This window comes from Bacillus sp. NPDC094106 (assembly GCF_044764345.1).
GTDB lineage: Bacteria > Bacillota > Bacilli > Bacillales > Bacillaceae_G > Bacillus_A.
In genome coordinates, this window is the sequence record NZ_JBIWHY010000005.1 from 168,719 (window position 1) to 190,795 (window position 22,077).

Annotated in this window: 8 protein-coding genes and 1 pseudogene; 2 read left to right on the forward strand and 7 right to left on the reverse strand. The window is 33.7% G+C overall.

What is annotated here, in order from left to right; genetic code table 11:
• The 3 genes from ACIQ7L_RS09365 to ACIQ7L_RS09375 form a co-directional block, all read right to left on the reverse strand.
• Window positions 1-3,395: Cna B-type domain-containing protein (locus ACIQ7L_RS09365; protein ID WP_400568474.1), on the reverse strand; the 3,395-nt coding region annotated here is incomplete at its 3' end.
• Window positions 3,396-4,526: 1,131 nt separating this feature from the next.
• Complete coding sequence (locus ACIQ7L_RS09370) at window positions 4,527-7,703, reverse strand: Cna B-type domain-containing protein (protein ID WP_400568475.1); 3,177 nt, start codon at window positions 7,701-7,703, stop codon at window positions 4,527-4,529.
• A 1,342-nt stretch (window positions 7,704-9,045) separates the two neighbouring features.
• The gene (locus ACIQ7L_RS09375; protein ID WP_400568477.1) at window positions 9,046-12,987 is read right to left on the reverse strand and encodes a Cna B-type domain-containing protein; all 3,942 of its coding nucleotides are present in this window, start codon (window positions 12,985-12,987) and stop codon (window positions 9,046-9,048) included.
• 1,276 nt (window positions 12,988-14,263) lie between these two features.
• Here ACIQ7L_RS09375 and ACIQ7L_RS09380 point away from each other — a divergent pair.
• Window positions 14,264-14,992: a histidine phosphatase family protein gene (locus ACIQ7L_RS09380; RefSeq protein WP_400568622.1), complete on the forward strand. Its 729-nt coding sequence runs from the start codon at window positions 14,264-14,266 to the stop codon at window positions 14,990-14,992.
• Between the two features lie 796 nt (window positions 14,993-15,788).
• Here ACIQ7L_RS09380 and ACIQ7L_RS09385 read toward each other — a convergent pair.
• From ACIQ7L_RS09385 to ACIQ7L_RS09400, 4 genes and pseudogenes are all read right to left on the reverse strand, one after another.
• A complete protein-coding gene (locus ACIQ7L_RS09385) occupies window positions 15,789-17,015 on the reverse strand; it encodes an ATP-binding protein (protein ID WP_400568480.1) in 1,227 nt (408 codons plus the stop codon).
• Between the two features lie 31 nt (window positions 17,016-17,046).
• The gene (locus tag ACIQ7L_RS09390) at window positions 17,047-18,264 is read right to left on the reverse strand and encodes an ATP-binding protein (protein WP_400568482.1); all 1,218 of its coding nucleotides are present in this window, start codon (window positions 18,262-18,264) and stop codon (window positions 17,047-17,049) included.
• A 180-nt stretch (window positions 18,265-18,444) separates the two neighbouring features.
• On the reverse strand, window positions 18,445-19,506 hold the full coding sequence (locus ACIQ7L_RS09395; protein ID WP_400568484.1) for a thermonuclease family protein: 1,062 nt from the start codon (window positions 19,504-19,506) through the stop codon (window positions 18,445-18,447).
• A 292-nt stretch (window positions 19,507-19,798) separates the two neighbouring features.
• Window positions 19,799-20,090: pseudogene (locus ACIQ7L_RS09400) on the reverse strand (hypothetical protein); the annotation flags it as partial.
• A 213-nt stretch (window positions 20,091-20,303) separates the two neighbouring features.
• Between ACIQ7L_RS09400 and ACIQ7L_RS09405 the strand changes: the two are divergent.
• A complete protein-coding gene (locus ACIQ7L_RS09405) occupies window positions 20,304-21,557 on the forward strand; it encodes a glycosyltransferase family 39 protein (RefSeq protein ID WP_400568486.1) in 1,254 nt (417 codons plus the stop codon).
• Window positions 21,558-22,077 lie beyond the last annotated feature (520 nt).

The window sequence follows — 22,077 nt, forward strand, 5'->3', positions numbered from 1 at the left end:
GTACCTGTTCCCGTTTCTGTACCGGTATTTGTAGTTGTACCTGTTTCTGTACCTGTTCCCGTTTCTGTACCGGTATTTGTAGTTGTACCTGTTTCTGTACCTGTGTTTGGATTCTTATTTGGATCTTTGTTTGGATCTTTGTTCGGATCTTTGTTTGGATCTTTGTTCGGATCTTTGTTTGGATCCTTGTTTGGATCTTTGTTTGGATCTTTGTTTGGATCTTCGTTTGGATCCTTATTTGGATCTTTGCCTGGATCTACAACTGTTTCGTCCTTAATTTTTGTATTCGTAATGTCATAGCCTTTTACTTCTGATTTATATCCATCTACTGGCTGTTCTTTTACTTCATACTTATATGCTTTGCCGTTTGCATCGTACGCAGCTAAGTCTTTGAATTCATATTTCCAGCCTTTTTCCGCTGTTACTTCTTGCGTTGTAATCACTTGACCATTTTGTAGTAAGTCTACTTTGATTGTTTTCGGACGATCTGTCGCATTGTCGTCTTTCCACGTCTTTGTTCCTTCTACTTTTGTTTGACCTACTTTTGTGTTTGTAATGTCATAACCGTGTACTTCTGTTTTGTAACCATCTACTGGTTGTTCCTTTACTTCATACTTGTAAGCAGTGCCATCTGCATCGTATGCTGCTAAATCTTTGAATTCATATTTCCAACCGCTTGCTTCACTTACTTCTTGTGTGTTGATGACCTGACCATTTTGTAGTAAGTCTACTTTAATTGTGCTCGGACGATCTGTCGCATTGTCGTCTTTCCATGCTTTTGTTCCTTCTACTTTCGTTTCGCCTACTTTTGTATTTGTGATGTCATAACCTTTGACTTCAGATTGATATCCAGCTACTGGTTGTTCTTTCACTGTATACGTGTAAGCTATTCCATTCGCATCGTATGCTTGTAGATTTTCAAATGTGTACTTCCAATTTGTTGCCTCTGTTACTTCTTTTGTGTCTACTACTTTACCGTTTTGTAGTAAATCTACTTGAATCGAGCCTGGGCGATTTGTTGCATTGTTATCGTTCCAAGTCTTTGTTCCTTCTACTTTCATTTCGCCTACTTTTGTATTTGTGATGTCATAACCACTTACGCTGGATTGGTATCCCGCTACTAGTTGTTCTTTCACTTCATACTTGTACGCTACTCCATTCGCATCATATACTTCTAAATCCGCGAATATATATTTCCAACCCATTACTGCTAGTACGTCTTGTGTTTTGATCACATTTCCGTTTTGTAGTAAGTCTACTTTGATCATTGCCGGACGGTCTGTTGCATTTCCGTCTTTCCACGTCTTCGTTCCTTCTACTGTTAATTCCGCTATTTTTGTGTTTGTAATGTTGTAGCCATTTACTTCTGATTTATATCCTGCTACCGGTTGTTCTTTTACTTCATACTTATATGCTTTGCCGTCTGCATCATACGCAGCTAAGTCTTTGAATTCATATTTCCAGCCTTTTTCCGCTGTTACTTCTTGTGTCGTAATCACTTGACCATTTTGCAGTAAGTCTACTTGAATTGTGCTTGGACGATCTGTCGCATTGTCGTCTTTCCACGTCTTTGTTCCTTCTACTTTCGTTTGACCAACCTTTGTATTCGTGATGTCATAGCCATTTACTTCCGATTTGTATCCTGCTACCGGTTGTTCTTCTACTTCATACTTGTACGCTTTGCCGTTTGCATCGTACGCAGCTAAATCTTTGAATTCATATTTCCAACCGCTTGCTTCACTTACTTCTTGTGTATTGATGACCTGACCATTTTGTAGTAAGTCTACTTTAATCGTTTTCGGACGATCTGTCGCATTATCGTCTTTCCACGTTTTTGTTCCTTCTACTTTTGTTGTTTGGACCACTTTTGTATTTATAATGTCATAACCATTTACTTCTGATTTATATCCATCTACTGGTTGTTCTTTTACTTCATACTTATATGCTTTGCCGTTTGCATCATACGCAGCTAAATCTTTGAATTCATATTTCCAACCGCTTGCTTCACTTACTTCTTGTGTATTGATGACCTGATCATTTTGTAATAAGTCTACTTTGATTGTTTTCGGACGATCTGTCGCATTATCACCTTTCCATGTTTTTGTTCCTGTAATGGATGTAGATTTCACTTTATTCGAAATCGGTAATTTAACTCCGTTTACAGTATTTGATTTCACTTCAAAACTTACTTTTGTCTGAGGATCGAAATCAATATAGTCTGGAGCTGAAACTTCTTGCACATAGTATTTACCTGGTTGTAAATTAGGAATTTCAATTATCCCTTTTTCATCCGTTACATATACATCTCCAACTTGTTCACCTGACTCTTTATACAGCTTAAACGAGACATTCGATATTACTTTTTCTTCATCACCTTCAAGATGCTTAACAATTCTTAACGTTCCTTTAGGAGGTAAATCACCTTGAGCACCACCGTCAGATGTTATATTGTTGACTTTGGCACTACCCGACTCAGAAACCGGTTGTTTGTATAGAATTTGATAATCGATCTTATAATCATTATTAAAAGATTCTTGGCTCTTTCCGCTTTCCGTTATAGTACTCGTATAAGAAACAGTAAAAGATCTAGCACTTCCCATAGACCAGTTAATCACGACTTTAAATGAATGACCGTCGTCATTAAACTGAACATATCCATAACGTTGCTCTTCAAATTGTTTAATAGTTAAAGTTTCTCTGTCATTAACTGTTATCCGAAAACTATCTTTATTAAGTGTTTGACCTTCCTGTAAACTATCAGACACAACAATATCTCTATTTAAATATTCTTTGTTTAAGTTTATATTCAAGAACCAACGCACTTCATTAGTGTTGTTTGGTTGAATATCACCAGTTTTATAGAAAAACGGTTTAGAGCCTGTACCACCACCACTGGTTGGACCAGCAATCGTTACAGTTTGCTTATCTAAAGTTGTCCCTAAATTTGTTGCAACATCTTTCGTTTGATCCGTTCCTACATTACTAGCTTGAACTGTAAAATTAAAATGCCCTCTAATATTGTGAAGTTTCTCAACCATATCATTAAATGTGCATATCACATTACCTGTACTTACTTTACAAGTACCAAAATTATTACCTTGCTCATCATTTAATGGAATCGTCCCATTAAATCCTGTTAATTCCGGAGGCAGTGTTAACGTTAGTGTGTCTCCAGACTTCATCTTATTTCCAGATTTATCACTAAAAGTTACATTTATTTTAGCCTGTTCTCCGTATTTTAGTTTCGTTTTATCAATCGTAAAACTATCCACAAATCCTGTTGTACTTAACTCTTGTGCATTCGCTATTATAGGCATTAAACTCTGGCCTATAGTAAACATTAAAATCATTATAATTGAAAAAATCGAAAATACTTTTTTTGAATGTATATTCATAGCATCCTCCTGTAGGTTATATTTATAGTCATATCGCATTATCGCGATATTTAACTCAATTTGAATATTCCTTTTCTTCAACCAATCCATAAGGCTTCACGTAAGTCTGTATCACCTCTCTCAAAAGAACTATTGTGGTATTGAACTATTTATGTAATCTTCTTCTCAAATAATATACAGCTCATTTTTCATTATTGGAGCGAAGTTATTCCTATATTTGTAATTTTCTGTATTTTAAAAACATATTTCACTTGCTTAACCTAACAAATCTATTAGAATAATTAAGTAAAATCTTTATATGAACCTTGATTTACAAATTTTAAATTTTTTCATTAAATATAGAATAGTAATTTGGGAAATAACACCGTCTTCACTTTTAAACGGTATTTAATAATTATTATATATTACTTTAAAGAATAGTATAACGTAGCGTGGTAGAATATAATTTGATTCTATTTTACAAAAATGCATATGCTTTAAAGGCAATATTGTAGAATTTTCACTATTAAGCAAGAGGAGTATATATCGTGACTCGATAAAAACAATTATTAGTAGTGTCGCATTAACTTCAGAACAATATTATAAATTCCCATTTTCTGAATATAGATTTCAATTTAAGATATTTATAATATTATCACCTCGAATAAAAAACCAAGAATTTCATTATTTTCTCGACAAAATAATTACTATACATTAGAGGATATTTTTAATTTCACTGAATTTCTTCCCTTTACATTCTTCATCGATTACTATAATAGACAATAAAGAATGGAAATAACACACTTGATGATGTTAATATAAAGCCAATTCAAAGTCAATTCTTTCTGCTTTGTTTTTATAAAAAATGTATTAATCCAAAAGTTTTTTCGACATTTCACGACATTCTATGTACTTCCATTAATTATTAGATTAAAATGATGATACGTAAGGAAACATATTACACAACATGTACTATCAACTTCATGGAATATATATTTACTAGGGATCTATATAGAGTGCAATTACAAAAGAAAGTCCGACATTCCCTTTTGAAAACATAAAATTTTATTCAAGTATACTTCACCATCAAGACTTGTATTCGATATATAATAAAAAACATGCCAAGTGCTTTTCAGCATTTGGCATGTTTTTTTATTGACCTCGTTGACGGCCAAATAAGAATACTCCACAGACTAACAACAACATACCTACAAGTATCGAAATAACTTCCGTTGGTGTTCCCCCTGTTTTAGGAAGTAACGCTGTCGTTTTATCATTTTCTTTAGTAGGTGGAACTTTTGAATCGTTATTTGCACTTGTGTTTGTATGTGTGTTTGTATGTGTGTTTGAATCCTTGTTTACATCTGTGTTTGTATGTGTATTTGAATCCTTGTTTACATCTATGTTTGTATGTGTATTTGTGCTTGATTCTTTGATTGTAATTTTGTTTGTATTTGGATCTTTATTTGATTCTTTGTTTGAATCTTTGTTCGGATCTTTGTTTAGATCTTTGTTTAGATCTTTGTTTGGATTCGTGTTTGAATCTTTGTTCGGTTCTTTGTTTGGATCTTTGTTTGGATTCGTGTTTGAATCTTTGTTCGGATCTTTGTTTGAATCTTTGTTCGGATCTTTGTTTGGATTCGTGTTTGAATCTTTGTTCGGTTCTTTGTTTGGATCTTTGTTTGGATTCGTGTTTGAATCTTTGTTTGAATCTTTGTTTGAATCTTTGTTTGGATCTTTGTTCGGTTCTTTGTTTGGATCTTTGTTCGGATCCTTGTTTGGATCTTTGTTCGGTTCTTTGTTTGGATCTTTGTTCGGATCTTTGTTCGGATCCTTGTTTGGATCTTTATTTGGTTCTTTATTTGAATCTTTGTTCGGATCCTTGTTTGGATCTTTATTTGGTTCTTTATTTGAATCTTTGTTCGGATCCTTGTTTGGATCTTTATTTGGTTCTTTATTTGAATCTTTGTTCGGATCCTTGTTTGGATCTTTACCTGGATCTACAACTGTTCCATCCTTGATTTTTGTATTCGTGATATCATAACCTGTTACTTCGGATTGATATCCCGCTACTGGTTGTTCTTTCACTGTATACGTGTAAGCTACTCCATTCGCATCGTATGCCGCTAAATCTGCAAATGCATATTTCCAACCACTTGCCTCTGTTACTTCTTTCGTGTCAATCTTTTGACCATTTTGTAGTAAATCTACTTGAATCGTTTTCGGACGATTTGTCGCATTGTCGCCTTTCCACGTCTTTGTTCCTTCTACTGTTACTTTTCCTACTTTTGTATTCGTGATGTCATAACCTGTTACTTCGGATTGATATCCTGCTACTGGTTGTTCTTTCACTTCATATCTATAGGCTACTCCATTCGCATCATATTGTGATAAATCTGCAAATGTATATTTCCAATTGTTTGCTTCTGTTACTTCTTTCGTGTCAATCTTTTGACCATTTTGTAGTAAGTCTACTTGAATCGTTTTCGGACGATCTATCGCATTGTCGTCTTTCCATGTCTTTGTTCCTTCTACTGTTGTCTTTCCTACTTTTGTATTCGTAATGTCATAACCTGTTACTTCGGATTGATATCCTGCTACTGGTTGTTCTTTCACCTCATACTTATACGCTTTTCCATTCGCATCATATGCCGCTAAGTCTTTGAATTCATATTTCCAGCCATCTGCCGCTGTTACTTCTTTCGTGTCAATCTTTTGACCATTTTGTAGTAAGTCTACTTGAATCGTTTTTGGACGATCTGTCGCATTGTCGTCTTTCCACGTTTTTGTTCCTTCTACTGTTACTTTTCTTGTATTCGTAATGTTATAACCAGTTACTTCGGATTTATACCCATCTACTGGTTGTTCTTTTACTGTATACGTATAGGCATTACCGTCATTATCATACGCAGGTACATTTGCAAACGTATAGTTCCAACCATTTGCTGCTGTTACATCTTGCGTTTGGATTACGTTGCCATTTTGCAGTAAGTCTACCTTGATTGTGCTTGGATGATCTGTCGCATTGTTATCATTCCATGTTTTTGTGCCTGAAACAGATGTCGTTTTCACCTTATTCGGAATCTTAAGCTTTACACCTTTTTCAGCATTTGCATCAACTGTAAAGTTTATTTTTGTTTGAGGATCAAAATCCACATAATCTGGAGCTTTAATCTCTTGCACATAGTAATTTCCTGAATCTAGATTAGAAATTTCAGTAATACCTTGTGCACCTGTTGTATATGTATCTCCGATTTGCTCACCCGATTCCTTATACAACTTAAACGTAACATTTGGGATGAATTTTTCTGGGTTTCCTTCAATGTGCTTAACAATTCTTAACGTTCCTTTAGGTGGTAAATCACCTTGTGCACCGCCACCCGCGTTTATATTTTTAGCCATTGCATTCTTTGAAACGGTTACCGGCGGCTCATTTAAAATTTGGTAACTAATTGTATAATCATTATACAAATATTCTTCGTTCATTCCACTTTCAGTTATAACCGAGCTATAATGCATACCGAAATACTTCTTACTTACATAATCCTTATAGCCTCTAATATCGAAAGAGTTACCGTTAAACGCAATCGTTCCATAGCCTTTATCCATAAATTGTTGTGGTGTTAAACTCTCACTTCCAACAATTATAGTAAAGCCTTCCTGCTTAAGTGTTTGACCCGATCGTAAAGTATCAGTCAAAATAACATCAGAACTTAACTCTTTCGTACCAGTCGTGTTTACATTCAGCTGCCACTTAATTTCATTTGGACTATCTGGGTAAATTTGCCCTGTTTTGTAGGTAAATGTTGTTGTACCCGTTCCCCCAGTTGGACCTTTAATTGTTACCGTTTGTTTCTCTAAATCTGTACCTAGATTTGTATCAACTGTTATCATTTGATTCGTTCCTACATTATTAGTTGCTTTAAATTCAAAATACAAATAGCCTCTAATATTTTGAAGTTTCTCAACTGTATCATTAAATGTACATACAACATTAGTTGTCGTTACTTGGCAAGTACCAAAACTAACACCTGCATCGTTCTTTAAGTCAATCGTTCTACCATATCCCGCTAACTCTGCAGGTAACGTTAATGTTAGTGTGTCTCCAGCCTTCATTTGATTTCCAGATTTATCACTAAAATCAACTCTTATTCCCGATCGTTCCCCATAATCTAGAACCGTTTTGTCGAACGTGAAACTATCAACAAATCTACTTGTATTTAATTCTTGTGCTTTTGCTATTATAGGCAGCAAACTCTGGCCTATAGTAAACATAAAAATCATTATAATTGAAAAAATCGAAAATACTCTTTTTGAGTGTATATTCATGGCACCCTCCTGTAGATTATATTTAGTTAAACTGTATCATTAAAATATTTAACTTAATTTGAATACTCCTTTTCTTCAATCACTCAGTCTTTATCACCTCTCTCAAAAGAATCCTTGCAACATTTAATCATTTATATAATCCTCTTCCCCAATCATATACAGTCAATTTTTCATTATAGGAAAGAAACAATTATTGAATTTCTGATTTTTCTGTATTCTCAAAACCCAAAAATTCATCTTCTCAATCTATTACTAGATAATTAAGTAAAATCTTTATATGAATCTTGATTTACAAATCTTTAATTTTTTCATTAGGTATAGGATAGTTTTTCGAAAATAACACCACATTTACTTTTAAATAAAATCTAGTAATTATTATATTAAATTTTAAAGGATATCATAACGCAATATAGTGTAGTGCAATATAATTTCACTCTATTTTACTAAAAATGTATATGCTTTAAAGGTAATAGGGTTTTAACTATTAAGTAAGAGGAGTATGTAGCATGATGCGGTTAAAACAATTATTATAAATGCCGCATTAACTTTAGAAAACTTTTAAAATTTTTCATTTTAGGAATATATAATTCAATTTGAAGCATTCATAATATTATCACCTTGAATAAAAAAAGCAAGCTTTTTTTACTTTTTTTGACATTTTATGACAAATAATTCATTTTTATTCATTCTCTAATTAGAATTATTCTATCTAGATAATGATACTAATATAAATGCAATTCAAAGTCAATTCTTTCTGCTTTATTTTTATAAAAAATGCGTTAATTTATAATCTTTTTCGACATTTTTTGACAACTTATTTACTTTCACTTATTCTTTAATTATAATAATTATGTTTAAATAACCATACTACATAACATGTAATAACAACTTCATTGAATATATTTACAAGGAGAGAGAGATCTATATAGATTTCAATTTTTTGCACTTCTGACATATAAGAAAATCTCGTGGAATCCCTAATACAAACCGACAACCTTCTAAAGAGCCCCAAACTCCTTCTTCTTCATCCTACAATATCTTTTGCAACGAATACAAAACTGCCTTCTTCATATCTATATAAATACAAGTTAAAAAGCTGACCTAAAAATCCCTTTCTTTTTAGCATTTGCCATGCATGAAGCGGTCATGGTCTTTTTCTGTCGCCTGCTAGGATGAAAACAAAGGGAGAATGCGGGTGCAGGTCGTATTTTATGCTGCATCACAAAAACTTGTATTCCATATGTAATAAAAACATGCCAAGCGCTTGTCAGCACCTGGCATGTTTTTTTACTTAATGACTATAATACTAGTATCGTAGTACCATGAATGATTTATTTTTTTATTAACCTCGTTGACGACGGAATAAGATTACCCCAAAGACTAACAACAACATACCTACAGACATTGAAATAAATCCCGTTGGTGTTCCTCCTGTTTTAGGAAGTAATGCTGTCTTCTTATCGCTTCCTTTAGTCGGTGGAACTTTTGAATCGTTATTTGTATTTGTGTTCGATTCTTTATTTATCTCTGTGTTTGTACTTGTGTTTGATTCCTTGTTTATCTCTGTGTTTGTACTTGTGTTTGATTCCTTGTTTATCTCTGTGTTTGTACTTGTGTTTGATTCCTTGTTTATCTCTGTGTTTGTACTTGTGTTTGATTCTTTGTTTATCTCTGTGTTTGTACTTGTGTTTGATTCTTTGTTTATCTCTGTGTTTGTATCTGGTTTTGTATTTGTATTTGTATTTGTATTTGTATTTGTGTTTGAATCCGGTTTTGGATCTGGTTTTGGATCCGGTTTCGGATCTGGCTTTGGATCTGGTTTTGGATCTGGTTTTGGATCCGGTTTTGGATTTGGATCTGGCTTTGGATCCGGTTTTGGATCTACAACTGTTCCGTCCTTGATTTTTGTATTCGTGATATCATAACCTGTTACTTCGGATTTATAGCCCGCTACTGGTTGTTCTTTCACTTCATACTTGTAGTTAGCGCCATTCGCATCATATGCCGCTAAATCTTTGAATTCATATTTCCAACCATTTGTTGCTGTTACGTCTTGTGTGTTGATAACTTGACCATTTTGTAGTAAGTCTACTTTAATTGTGCTCGGACGATCTGTCGCATTATCGTCTTTCCACGTTTTTGTTCCTTCTACTGTTGTCTTTCCTACTTTTGTATTCGTGATGTCATAACCATGTACATCAGATTGGTATCCCGCTACTGGTTGTTCTTTCACTTCATACTGATAGGCTACTCCATTCGCATCGTATGCTTGTAGATTTTCAAATGCGTACTTCCACTTTGTTGCCTCTGTTACTTCTTTTGTGTCTACTACTTTACCGTTTTGGAGTAAGTCCACTTTAATCGAACTTGGACGATTTGTCGCATTGTTATCATTCCATGTTTTTGTTCCTTCTACTCTCGTCTCGCCTACTTTTGTATTTGTGATGTCATAACCGTTTACGCTGGATTGATATCCTGCTATCGGATGTTCTTTCACTTCATACTGATAGGCTACTCCGTTCGCATCATATGCTTCTAAATCTGTGAATATATATTTCCAACCCATTGCTGCTAGTACGTCTTGTGTTTTGATCACGTTTCCGTTTTGGAGTAAGTCTACTTTGATCATCGCCGGACGGTCTGTCGCATTTCCGTCTTTCCACGTCTTCGTTCCTTCTACTGTTAATTTCGCTACTTTTGTGTTTGTAATGTCATAACCGCTTACGCTGGATTGATATCCCGCTACCGGTTGTTCTTTCACTTCATACTTGTACGCTTTTCCATCTGCATCGTACGCAGCTAAGTCTTTGAATTCATATTTCCAGCCTTTTTCCGCTGTTACTTCTTGTGTCGTAATCACTTGACCATTTTGTAATAAGTCTACTTTGATTGTTTTCGGACGATCTGTCGCATTGTCGTCTTTCCACATTTTTGTTCCTTCTACTGTTGTCTTTCCTACTTTTGTATTTGTAATGTCATAACCTTTTACGTCAGATTGGTATCCCGCTACTGGCTGTTCTTTTACTTCATACTTGTAGGCAACACCATTCGCATCATATTGGGCTAAGTCTGCAAATGTATATTTCCAGCCTTTTGTCGCTGTTACTTCTTGTGTATTAATAACTTGACCATTTTGTAGTAAGTCTACTTTGATTGTGCTTGGACGATCTGTCGCATTGTCGTCTTTCCACGTCTTTGTTCCTTCTACTGTTGTTTTTCCTACTTTTGTATTCGTAATGTCATAACCGTTTACTTCGGATTGGTATCCTGCTACTGGCTGTTCTTTTACTTCATACGTATAGGCAACACCATTCGCATCATATTGGGCTAAGTCTGTAAATGTATATTTCCAACCGTTTGCTTCTGTTACTTCTTGTGTATTGATCACTTGACCATTTTGTAGTAAGTCTACTTTAATTGTGCTTGGACGATCTGTCGCATTGTCGTCTTTCCACGTTTTTGTTCCTTCTACTGTTGTCTTTCCTACTTTTGTATTTGTAATGTCATAACCGTTTACTTCGGATTGGTATCCTGTTACCGGTTGTTCTTTCACTGTATACGTATAGGCAGCACCACTTGTATCATATTGGGCTAAATCTGCAAATGTATATTTCCAACCGTTTGCTGCTGTTACGTCTTTCGTCTGGATGATGTTACCGTTTTGTAGTAAGTCTACTTTAATCATCGTCGGACGATCTGTCGCATTGTCGTCTTTCCATGTTTTTGTTCCTAAAACGGATATCATTTTTGCATCTTTTGTATTCGTAATGTTGTAGCCAGTTACTTCTGATTTGTATCCTGCTACTGGATGCTCTTTTACTGTATACGTATACGCGTTACCGTCATTATCATATGCAGGTATATTTGCAAACGTATAGTTCCAATTATTTGCCGCTGTTACGTCTTGTGTTTGGATTACATTTCCATTTCGTAACAAATCTACTTGGATCGTGCTTGGACGATCTGGTGTATTGTTATCATTCCATGTTTTTGTACCTGAAACGGATGTGGTTTTCACCTTATTTGGAATCATCAGCTTTACACCCTTTTGAGCATTTGCATCAACTGTAAAGCTTATTTTTGTTTGAGGGTCAAAATCCACATAGTCTGGCGCTTGAATCTCTTGCACATAGTAGTTTCCTGGATCTAAATTAGGAATTTCAGTAATACCTTGTGCACCTGTTGTATATGTATCTCCGATTTGCTCACCCGATTCCTTATACAACTTAAACGTAACATTTGGGATGAATTTTTCTGGATTTCCTTCAATGTGCTTAACAATTCTTAACGTTCCTTTAGGCGGTAAATCACCTTGCGCACCGCCACCCATGCTTATATTCTTAACCCATGTACTATTTTCATCTGATACTAGGGCTTCATTAACAATTTGGTAATTAATCTTATAATTATTAAAAAAAGATTCTTGAGTCTTTCCGCTTGCAGTTATAGCAGTTGTATAGCCAACCGTAAAAGAATTACCGCTTGCTTTATCCTTATAAATCAAGACATCAAATGAATTATCACCAGTAAAAGTAATCGTTCCATAGCCTTGATCTTGAAATTGTTGAAGTGTTAAATTTAAAGACGTAGTCCCATTATGAATTGCTATATAAAAACTATTCTTATTAAGTGTTTGCCCCGACTGTATGTTATCAGACAAAACAATATCAGTATTTAACTGCTGTTTTTTATTATTTATAGCCAAGAACCAACGTACTTCATCGGTGTTGCTTGGCTGAATATCGCCTGATTTGTAGAAAAACAATGTAGGTTCTGTACTACCAGTTGGGCCGCTAATCGTTACCGCTTGCTTTTCTAAACTTGTACCTAGATTTGTTTCGATTGTTCTTGTTTCTCCCGTCGGTACATTCATTCCTGAAACTGTAAAATTAAAATGTCCTCTAATATTTTGAAGTTTCTCAACCACGTCAGTAAATGTACATACGACATTGGTTGTCGTGATTTGACAAGTACCAAAATCAGTCCCTTCGTCATTTTTTAATGGAATCGTTCCACTAAATCCTACTAATTCCGGAGGTAACGTTAATGTTAGTGTGTCTCCGGCCTTCATTTTATTTCCGGATTTATCACTAAAATTTACATTTATTTTAGTCTGCTCTCCGTATTGTAGTTTTGTTTTCTCAATTGTAAAACTATCCACAAATCCTGTTGTATTTAATTCTTGTGCATTTGCTATTATAGGCAGCAAACTCTGGCCTATCGTAAACATAAAAATTATTATAATTGAAAAAATCGAAAATACTCTTTTTGAATGTATATTCATGGCATCCTCCTATAGATTATATTTAGTTAAACTAAATTATTAAGATATGCAACTTAAATACTCCTTTTCTTCTACCGATCAGTCTTTATCACCCCCTCTCAAAAGAATCCTTGCAATATTTAATCCCTTATGTGATTCTCTTCTCTAATCTTTTTCATTATAGGAAAGAAGTAATTATGCAATTTCTGATTTTTCTGTATTTTCCAGAGAACAAAATCCATTTGCTCAATCTTTCACTATATAATTAAGTAACATCTTTATATGAATCTTGATTTACAAATTTTAAATTATTTCATTAGATATAGAATAGTTATTGAGGAAATAATCCTACACTTACTTTTAAATGGATTTTAATAATTAATATATTTTATTTTAAAGGATAGCATAACGTAGTGTAGTGCAATATAATTTCATTCGATTAAAACAGCTATTATAAGTACCGCATTAACTTCAGAATACTTTTAAAAGTTTTCGTTTTATGAATATATAATTCAATTAGAATTATTCATAATATTACCACCTTAAATGGAAAAATCAAGCTTTTTTATTACTTTTTTCGACATTTTTTTCACTATCCATTAAAGTATATTTTCCAAAGGTTTTACTGAATTTCTTCCCTGTACATTTTTCATTGATTATTGTAATAAACTAGCGGAAAAATAGTACATAACACCCTCGAATAATACTCGTATAAACATAATTCAAAGTCAATTCTTCCTGCTGGGTTTTTATGAAAAATACGTTAATCTAGAGTTTTTTCGACATTTTACGACAAACTGTTTAATTTTATCCATTCTTTTTTTATAATAATTCTATATAAATAATGATAATAATATAAATCTAATTTAAATCAAAGTCAATTCTTTCTGCTAGGTTTTTATAAAAAATGTGTTAATTTAGACTCTTTTTTGATATTTCATGACAACTTATTTACTTTTATTCATTCTTTAATTAAAATAATCATATTTAAAGAACGATACTACACAACATGTAATAATAACTTCATTGAATATATACGAAGAGAGCTATATAGATTTTAATTAAAACAGATAGCTTATTCTATATAAGTACAAATTGAAAAATCGACATAAAACCTTTCTTTTTAGGTGGGAGGGAGAATCCGGCCATGCATAGAAGCGGTCAGTTCCTTTTCCTGCCCCATGCCAAGTAAAAACAAAGAGAGAAAACGAGTGTAGATCACCCTTTGTTCTTCATAGCCGTGACTTATATGTTGGAAAATCAAAATGGATATATATATATAAAGGGAGAGAGCTTAATGAAAAAACCAGAAGAAAGTATTCATACATCAGATAACAACAAAGATAATATCGTTACGTTATATATTACTAGACACGGTAAAACAATGTTAAATGCTAGTAATCGTGTGCAAGGGTGGGCAGATTCTCCATTAGTAGAAACAGGTGTTGAAGTTGCTAAAGGTTTAGGGAATGGATTAAAAGATATTCATTTTGTTGATGCTTATAGTAGCGATAGTGGTCGCGCAATTGAAACTGCTAACTTGGTATTACAATATAGTGGACAATCAAATTTAAAACTTGAACAAAGGAAAGACTTACGTGAATTGAATTTTGGTTTTTTTGAAGGCGATAAGGTTGAAAACATGTGGAAAGCTATTAGTTCATCTGCTGGTATTAAATCAGCAGATGAACTAATGAAGTTATCTATTGAAGAAATTGTTAACTTCATTGCAGCGACAGACCATACGAAACAGGCTGAAGATTGGAAAACTCTTTCAGCCCGTATAAAAAAAGAGATTGATACAATTAGTGAAGCGGCTGCCAAAAATGGAGGGGGTAACGTTTTAATTGTATCTCATGGACTTACGATCACTGTATTAGTAGAAATACTTGATAGTAGTAAAATAAAATTGGGATTGGAAAATGCAAGTGTAACTAAAATTCTCTATAAGAATGGACAATATAAAGTCGAATCTGTTGGTGATATGAGTTATGCTGAAAAGGGAAAAGAAAGTGTAAAATTATAATGGGATGTATAAGTAATAGAATGAGAAAAAGGCGGATTCCTTACGAGGGACTGCCTTTTCATTCATATATTCATAACATTGATTGTGTGAATAAGAACCTTCTATATATACATCAATTAAAAAAACGATATAAAACCCTTCTTTTCAGGTGAGAGAGAGCATCTGGCCATGCATAGAAACGATCAGTTCCTTTTTCTGCCCCATGCGAAGTAAAAACAGAACGAGCAAACGAGTGTAGGTTACTTTTTATTCTGCATAGCAAGGATTTAGATGTCGAAAAATTAAAATGAATTTATATAGATACATGGAATTCTAATAAGTGGAATTACAGCAATAAAAAAAATGTCGAATTTATAGAAAATTTGTTTTTTTTTGTTGTTTTATTTTATTTTTAATGTTAAACTCATAATTACAAAGAAAGAGTAACAAAAAAATACCCTTTAGCGATTGAGAATTTTCTGAATCTTTAATTTTCTTAAAGATTCACCCTATTCCACTTGATTGACATTTTGCGTGTTCTCCGCTCTTTCTTTGTTGTACCCTATGGAAAAAAGCCTAGAGAAAAACAACTTGTTCTTATGCAAGTTGTTTTTTTCTGTGAAAATTTAATTTTTCAACATATCAGTTGCTGCTATGCAAAATAAAATATGATCTGCGTTGCGCTCACTTTTCCCCTTTGTTTTCACCCTTACATGTGGCAGGAAAAGGCACTGACCGCTTCTATGCATGGCCAGATGCTCTCGTCCCCCCTAAAAAGAAAGGGGTTTTTTATGTCGGTTTTTCAACTTGTATTTATCTACCTTCTAATCGGTAACACAATCTCAACCGTAGTTCCAACCCCAACTTCACTCTTAAATTGTATTGTACCTTGATGTTCTTCAATAATCTTGTATGTAACCATTAATCCTAAGCCAGTTCCATCTTCTTTCGTTGTATAAAAGGCTTCACTAAGCTTTGGAATCTTATCTTTTTGTATGCCGCATCCTTCATCTGTAATACGAATGATCATTACATCTTGAAAAGTTACTTGAATGGTAATTGTTCCTCCTGATGGCATAGCTTCAATTGCATTTTTTATTAGATTTACAAATACTTGTTTTAATCGTTTTTCATCACATTTAATAAGCGGGATATTCTCATCATAATCCGCATATACGTTAACACCACTTTGCTTAGCAAATTCACCAATTACGACTTGTACATATGAAATAATATCTCTTATATCATGATTCTGATGTTCTTTTTCCCTTGAATTTCCGAGTATCATTAAATCATTTGCGATAATATCAATTCTTTCAATTTCTTTCATCATAATCTCACTATATACTTTATTCTCATCCTCTGGATATTTTTCTTGCTGATTTTGGACAAGTTTCCTTAAGACTATTAGAGGTTTACGTATTTTATCTCCAATAACTGTTGCCATCCTTCCAACTATAGCCACCTTTTCTTTCTGCTTCCATTCTTGATGCATCATTTCGATTGTTCGAATATACGATTGAAATCTCAATAAAATAATCCAACTTATAATTGAAAACAAACTACAAAGAATGATAGGAATAAGAACAATCAACGACTTCACAACGATTCCCATTAAAACATACTTAAGAATCGTTCCTCCCGCCACAAACCAAAAATAACGCTTATTCACAAAAATCGGTGCAAAAAGAAAGAAAAAGCCCTCGACTATATTTCCTCCATCAAACTCTAAACCTGTTTCATAGTAAAGTATAAAATTATGAATGAAATCTAATATGCTATATCCTATGAAAATAATGTATTTCACAGTATACGGATTCTTTCGTTTCATCACGTATATGCTTACAAATACTAATATCATCATACAAATATACGACCATACTCCTAAGCCCCTCTCTAGAATAGGAATACCACTTGCTCCTTCTAACTTAGGCATAACATAATAACATGCAATATCGTATACGAAACAAGCCACAAAAAATAAACTTAAAAAAAGGTTTAACGTTCGAACTTCTTCCTTTGTTAATGTATAAATACTGCTCATGTAGCAAACCCCTTTATTTCCAAAAGCCATATTACTCCCCATTCTGCTCTTTAGGTAAAATAATGTCGACTTTTGTTCCTACATTTCTTTCACTTGTAATGTGGATTTTCCCTTGATGTTCTTCAATAAGCTTACGAGCTACAGTAAGTCCTAAACCAATCCCATCTTTCTTCGTCGTATAGAAAGCCTCTGTTATACGACTTAAATTCTCTTCCTGTATTCCACATCCACTATCAATAATACTTACTATTACATAGTCTTCATCTTGCTCTTTTATCTGTACCCAAAGCGTTCCACCATGTTCCATTGATTCAATCGCATTTTTTAGTACATATAAAAATCCTTCTTTTAACTTTCGATTATCACACTCTATTTTTATTTGATCAGATTCAGTATCATAAATGAGCTGTAGCTGTTTTCTTTTTATGTCTTGCTCCATTTCTTTCATTACACTCGATACAACTTCTCCTATAAATTGACTACTATAAATAGAGTGCTTACAAGAAGCAATCGCCATGAGTTTACTTACCATATTATTTATATGCTCAATTTCATCAATCATATATTCGTAGGTTTTATCATCTGCATGTTTTTCTTTCTGCAATTGCGTAAATCCTTTTAATGATGAAAGAGGGTTTCGAATCTCATGTCCAACAGATGCCGCCATCTTTCCAATCACCATCGATTTTTCAGACTCCCTCGTCGCTGTCATTACATCATTTATAGTAGAAAGATACTGTGAAAATCGGTTTAATAGAAGATATGATACAAATAATAAAAGACTATACATGATTAATGACATAAATGCTTGCTTGTCTCCTAAAACAACAAATAACATGATATACTTTCCCATAATAATTGAAGATAACCATAGGAAATATCGTTTACTCATAAAAATTGATACAAAGAAAATGAAAACAAATTCCAGTACATTTCCATCATCAAATGCTACTTTGTTATGCATCGCATACCAGTATAAATTAAAACTTTCCGCACACATATACGCTATCAAATAGACATGCTTAATGCGATCCGCCTTCTGTTTTTTCATTAAATACACACTAAATCCTATTAATCCTACTCCGTACACAAACTTTGGAATAAGAACGTATAGCCTTACAAACGCACCAGAATCTTTTAGTATGATTGAATACACAATTTCATATGAAATCCACACAATATTAAACACCCACAAAAAGAGATGGGCATTTTTCTTTTCTTCTTGAAACAGGATAAAGTTTTCTTTCACTTTAGCACTTCCTCAAAAGCCATATACTTTTCATAATCTTGCTACTAACTTTCATTATTATAATAAACGCTTACAACGTTTTACCACAAAAATATCGAATAATAAGGAAAAGTTAACTTCATTTATCCAATTTCATTATAAAATAAAAAGAATTTGCCTCCTCAGCAAATTCTTTTTATTTTATTTATCACAAGCAATCCCATCTCCATCACGATCTAACTTAGCAGAATATGCCGGATGTCCCTTTGGAATGTTTGAAAACCCAGCAGCTTTTGCTTCTTTACAACTTTTGAATTGACCGCTTTCTTGTGGTAAGTTTTCATTAGGTTGTTGCTGTACAGGTTGTTTTTGTTCCTGCTTTTGTTCTGGTTTCGGTTGCACCGGTTGTTGCTGTTCTTGCTTCGGCGCAGTGGCTACAGCTTCCTGCTTTTTCTCAGCTGGCTTTGGTGCCTTGCTTTTGTCAAAGCCACTATCAGTTGCGTAATTTTCAACGCTCCAAATTCCTTTTTTAGCAGCTTGTGCTTTTTTCTGTGCTTCTCTTAAATAATCTATATACTTCGTATTTGGTGCATATACATATGCAACACGAGCCAATCCTTGATCAATTAGCATACGATTTAACATTTGCCCATCTACCCATACATACGCTAATAAACGACCGTACTTTTCACGCTCACTTACATCTAATTCAAGCTGAATTTGCTTGCCTACACTTGCATATTTTTTTGTAAATGCGCTTGCTTCAGGCCCAAATGGTTGTACACCTAAACGGGGATGTTTTGTTTCAGGTGTATCAACAAGAAGAAAACGTACTGTTTCTTCTTTACCGTTTTCTAATTTCACCTTTAATGTGTCGCCATCTATATTTTTCACAACAGTTGCATTTACAACACGATTTTGATTCATTTTACGCTTCTCATCTGCAACTTGTGTACTCGCATCATTAACTAATGCAGCGTTCTGTACTTTATTTTCAGTCGCATTTGGCGTATAGTTCTCACGCTCTTCTACAGGAATTTCCTCATATGTACTGCTCTCTTGTTGTTTCTTTAATTCTTCTGCTTTCTTTGCTTCTTCCTCTTGTTTTGCTTTTTCTGCCTGCTTAACTTCTTCTGCTTTTTTAACATCTTCTTTTTGTTCTGTCTTCTCTGTTGCTTTTGCTTGATTATCCGCACCTTTGCATGCTGTTAAACTCACTGCACATAAGCTGCTCAGCAAAAGTAAAAATAGCTTTTTTGACATGTAAAATCCTCCCTATATAGCTGTTAAACATAACGAACTTACCTAGGATAACAGATATATAGATATCTAATTGTCGAATTTTGCCGAATCACTACTCTATTTTATCCCGAATACAAAATCATCTGTAATTATAAAAAAGATTGACCATTCCAAAATTCACATAATTCTCACAAATAGATTGATAAAACGGTTACAATTTGGTTTATACTAAATTTACAAGTAATACTCCCTGATTGATCCAGCTTGTCTAGTTATACCCCGTTATGAATATACTGAAAAAAGAACTTGTAGCCTATCTACAAGTTCTTTTTATATACACAATATTCTGCCAGAATAACATCTCTTTACTATATTGCTTTCCTACCAATAAATCATATTGAAGTAGTTTATATTGACTCAACATTTCTTTTTGCTTTTTGCTTGTCGCTTAAATTTTTTATTACTTTTCCATCTTGATTTATCTTTAGTTCATCTCTGAGTACTGGGATTTCTTGATGTAACTTCGATAAGAATTGATAAAACGGTGATTTATTTAATCCCGCATAATCAAACACAAGGTTTGAGAAATAGATAGGACTTACCATTTCGTCTCCATACGCGCCTCTATTATACATATGGCTTCTTAAGTATTCCTTAAAATATGGTTGAAATTTGTTTCACAGGGCATTACTGTAAAACCTCGCTGATGGAAGTTTCACTTTATGATATAATGCAATTATGTTTTGGATAGGCTTAATGATGTTAGGACTTTATCACGAAATAAATACAAAAGTAATGAACAAAGGAGATGCTTATTTTTGTTAGCCAAGTTTAAAAGTTTGCCTAAAGCGGTATATGTAATTTTGGCGCTTTCTTTTCTCCTGCACGTTTTTTGTTTAGTAAAACAACCAGGATTAGATGGAGAGCTAGTAAAAGTAACATATGGCGCGAACGATGCATTTAACTATTCGTTAACAGCTGAACAGTTATTAAAACATGGTGTATTTGGTTATGTATATTTAGAGCCTAGTGAAGTACCTGGGAAAAATGCATACATAACACCTGGTCAACCGCTATTATTAGCTGGCGCAATGATCATTTCTGACGTAACACATATTCCTTACTACTACGTAGCAACTATCATTAACATGTTGCTCAATCTCGGTACAGTACTATTAGTATTTTTAATCGGAAAAGAGTTATTTGAAAAGAATATTTATGGAATTGTTGCAAGTATTTTATACGCTATTTATCCAAGTAACTATACATACTTCCGTACATTATTAACAGAAGTTCCTTCGATGTTCCTCTTGTGCTTAAGTGTGTATGTATTTGTTCTTGCGTGGAAGTACAATAAAGTGAAATTCCATATATGGTTCGGAGTTGTTGTATCTATTTTACTCATGTTCCGTCCAAATCCGGCTCCGATGCTGCTGATTCCTGTTCTTGTTGTCTTGTTTACATATGGATTCAAGGACTCTATTAAAATCGGCCTGTTATGGTTTATTGGGCCATTCTTTATCATTGGTGCATGGGTCGTTCGTAACTATTTAGCACTCCATCAATTTATTTTGTTCTCAACACAAGGTGCTGACCCATTAATTGCCGGCGCAGATCCATTTAACAAAATTGGTTACGAAAACGTAGTAAACCAAATGAAAGCAAATGGATTTACAGATAAAGGTGCGTATGCGAAAGAATTAATCAAAAATGGATTTAAGACAGATTTCACGTATTGGTTCTCTTGGTTTACTCTCGGGAAAACAATCGAGTTATTCAAAACGGCTCCTGCTGTAGATCAATACCGCATTCATAACTTTATGCAGCTTTGTCATAGAGTCTTTATTATCGGTACATTCTTAAGTAGTTTCTGCTTCATGCTGAACTCATTTAAACATAAGCGCGTAATGATGTTAGTAGCTAGTTGTGTTATCTACATCATATTCTCAAATTTATTCCTAGCGATTAACCGCTACGGATTCTTCATTAATCCTCTTATGTGCTTAATTCTTGCATACGGATTAGTTTATGTTACAACAAAGCTTCCATTTTTAGGAACAAACCGCGCGTAATATATGAATTCAAAAGAGGTTGTCCATTTCCGGACAACCTCTTTTTACGATAATTTCATTTTTTATATGTAATAGAATATATTATGTTCAGTCTCATTTTCCCCATGCTATGCATAGCATGAGGAAAATGAGACAAACTTCAATAAGGGAATACATCCTTTTCATTGTTCCAAAGGATGTATTTCCTTATTAGACTTAACTGTAGTTGTAGAAAATCTATTTTTACGAGAGTGCTCTAAGCTCGCTTTCATATTTTCACCGCTAAAGATACCATTTAAAGACTGTGTTAACAGGTCCATATTATAAATTGAGGGGAAAATATAAGCCATGAACTCTAGTGCATCCTGTAATTCTTCAATGAAGGGGAAAAATGATAGGATGTTTCATACTATATAAATCCATTTTAATTTTTCGACACCTAAATCCCTGCTATGCAGAATAAAAGGTAACCTACATACACTCGTTTGCTCTTTCTGTTTTTACTTCGCATGTGGTAGAAAAAGGCCCTGATGGCCAGATG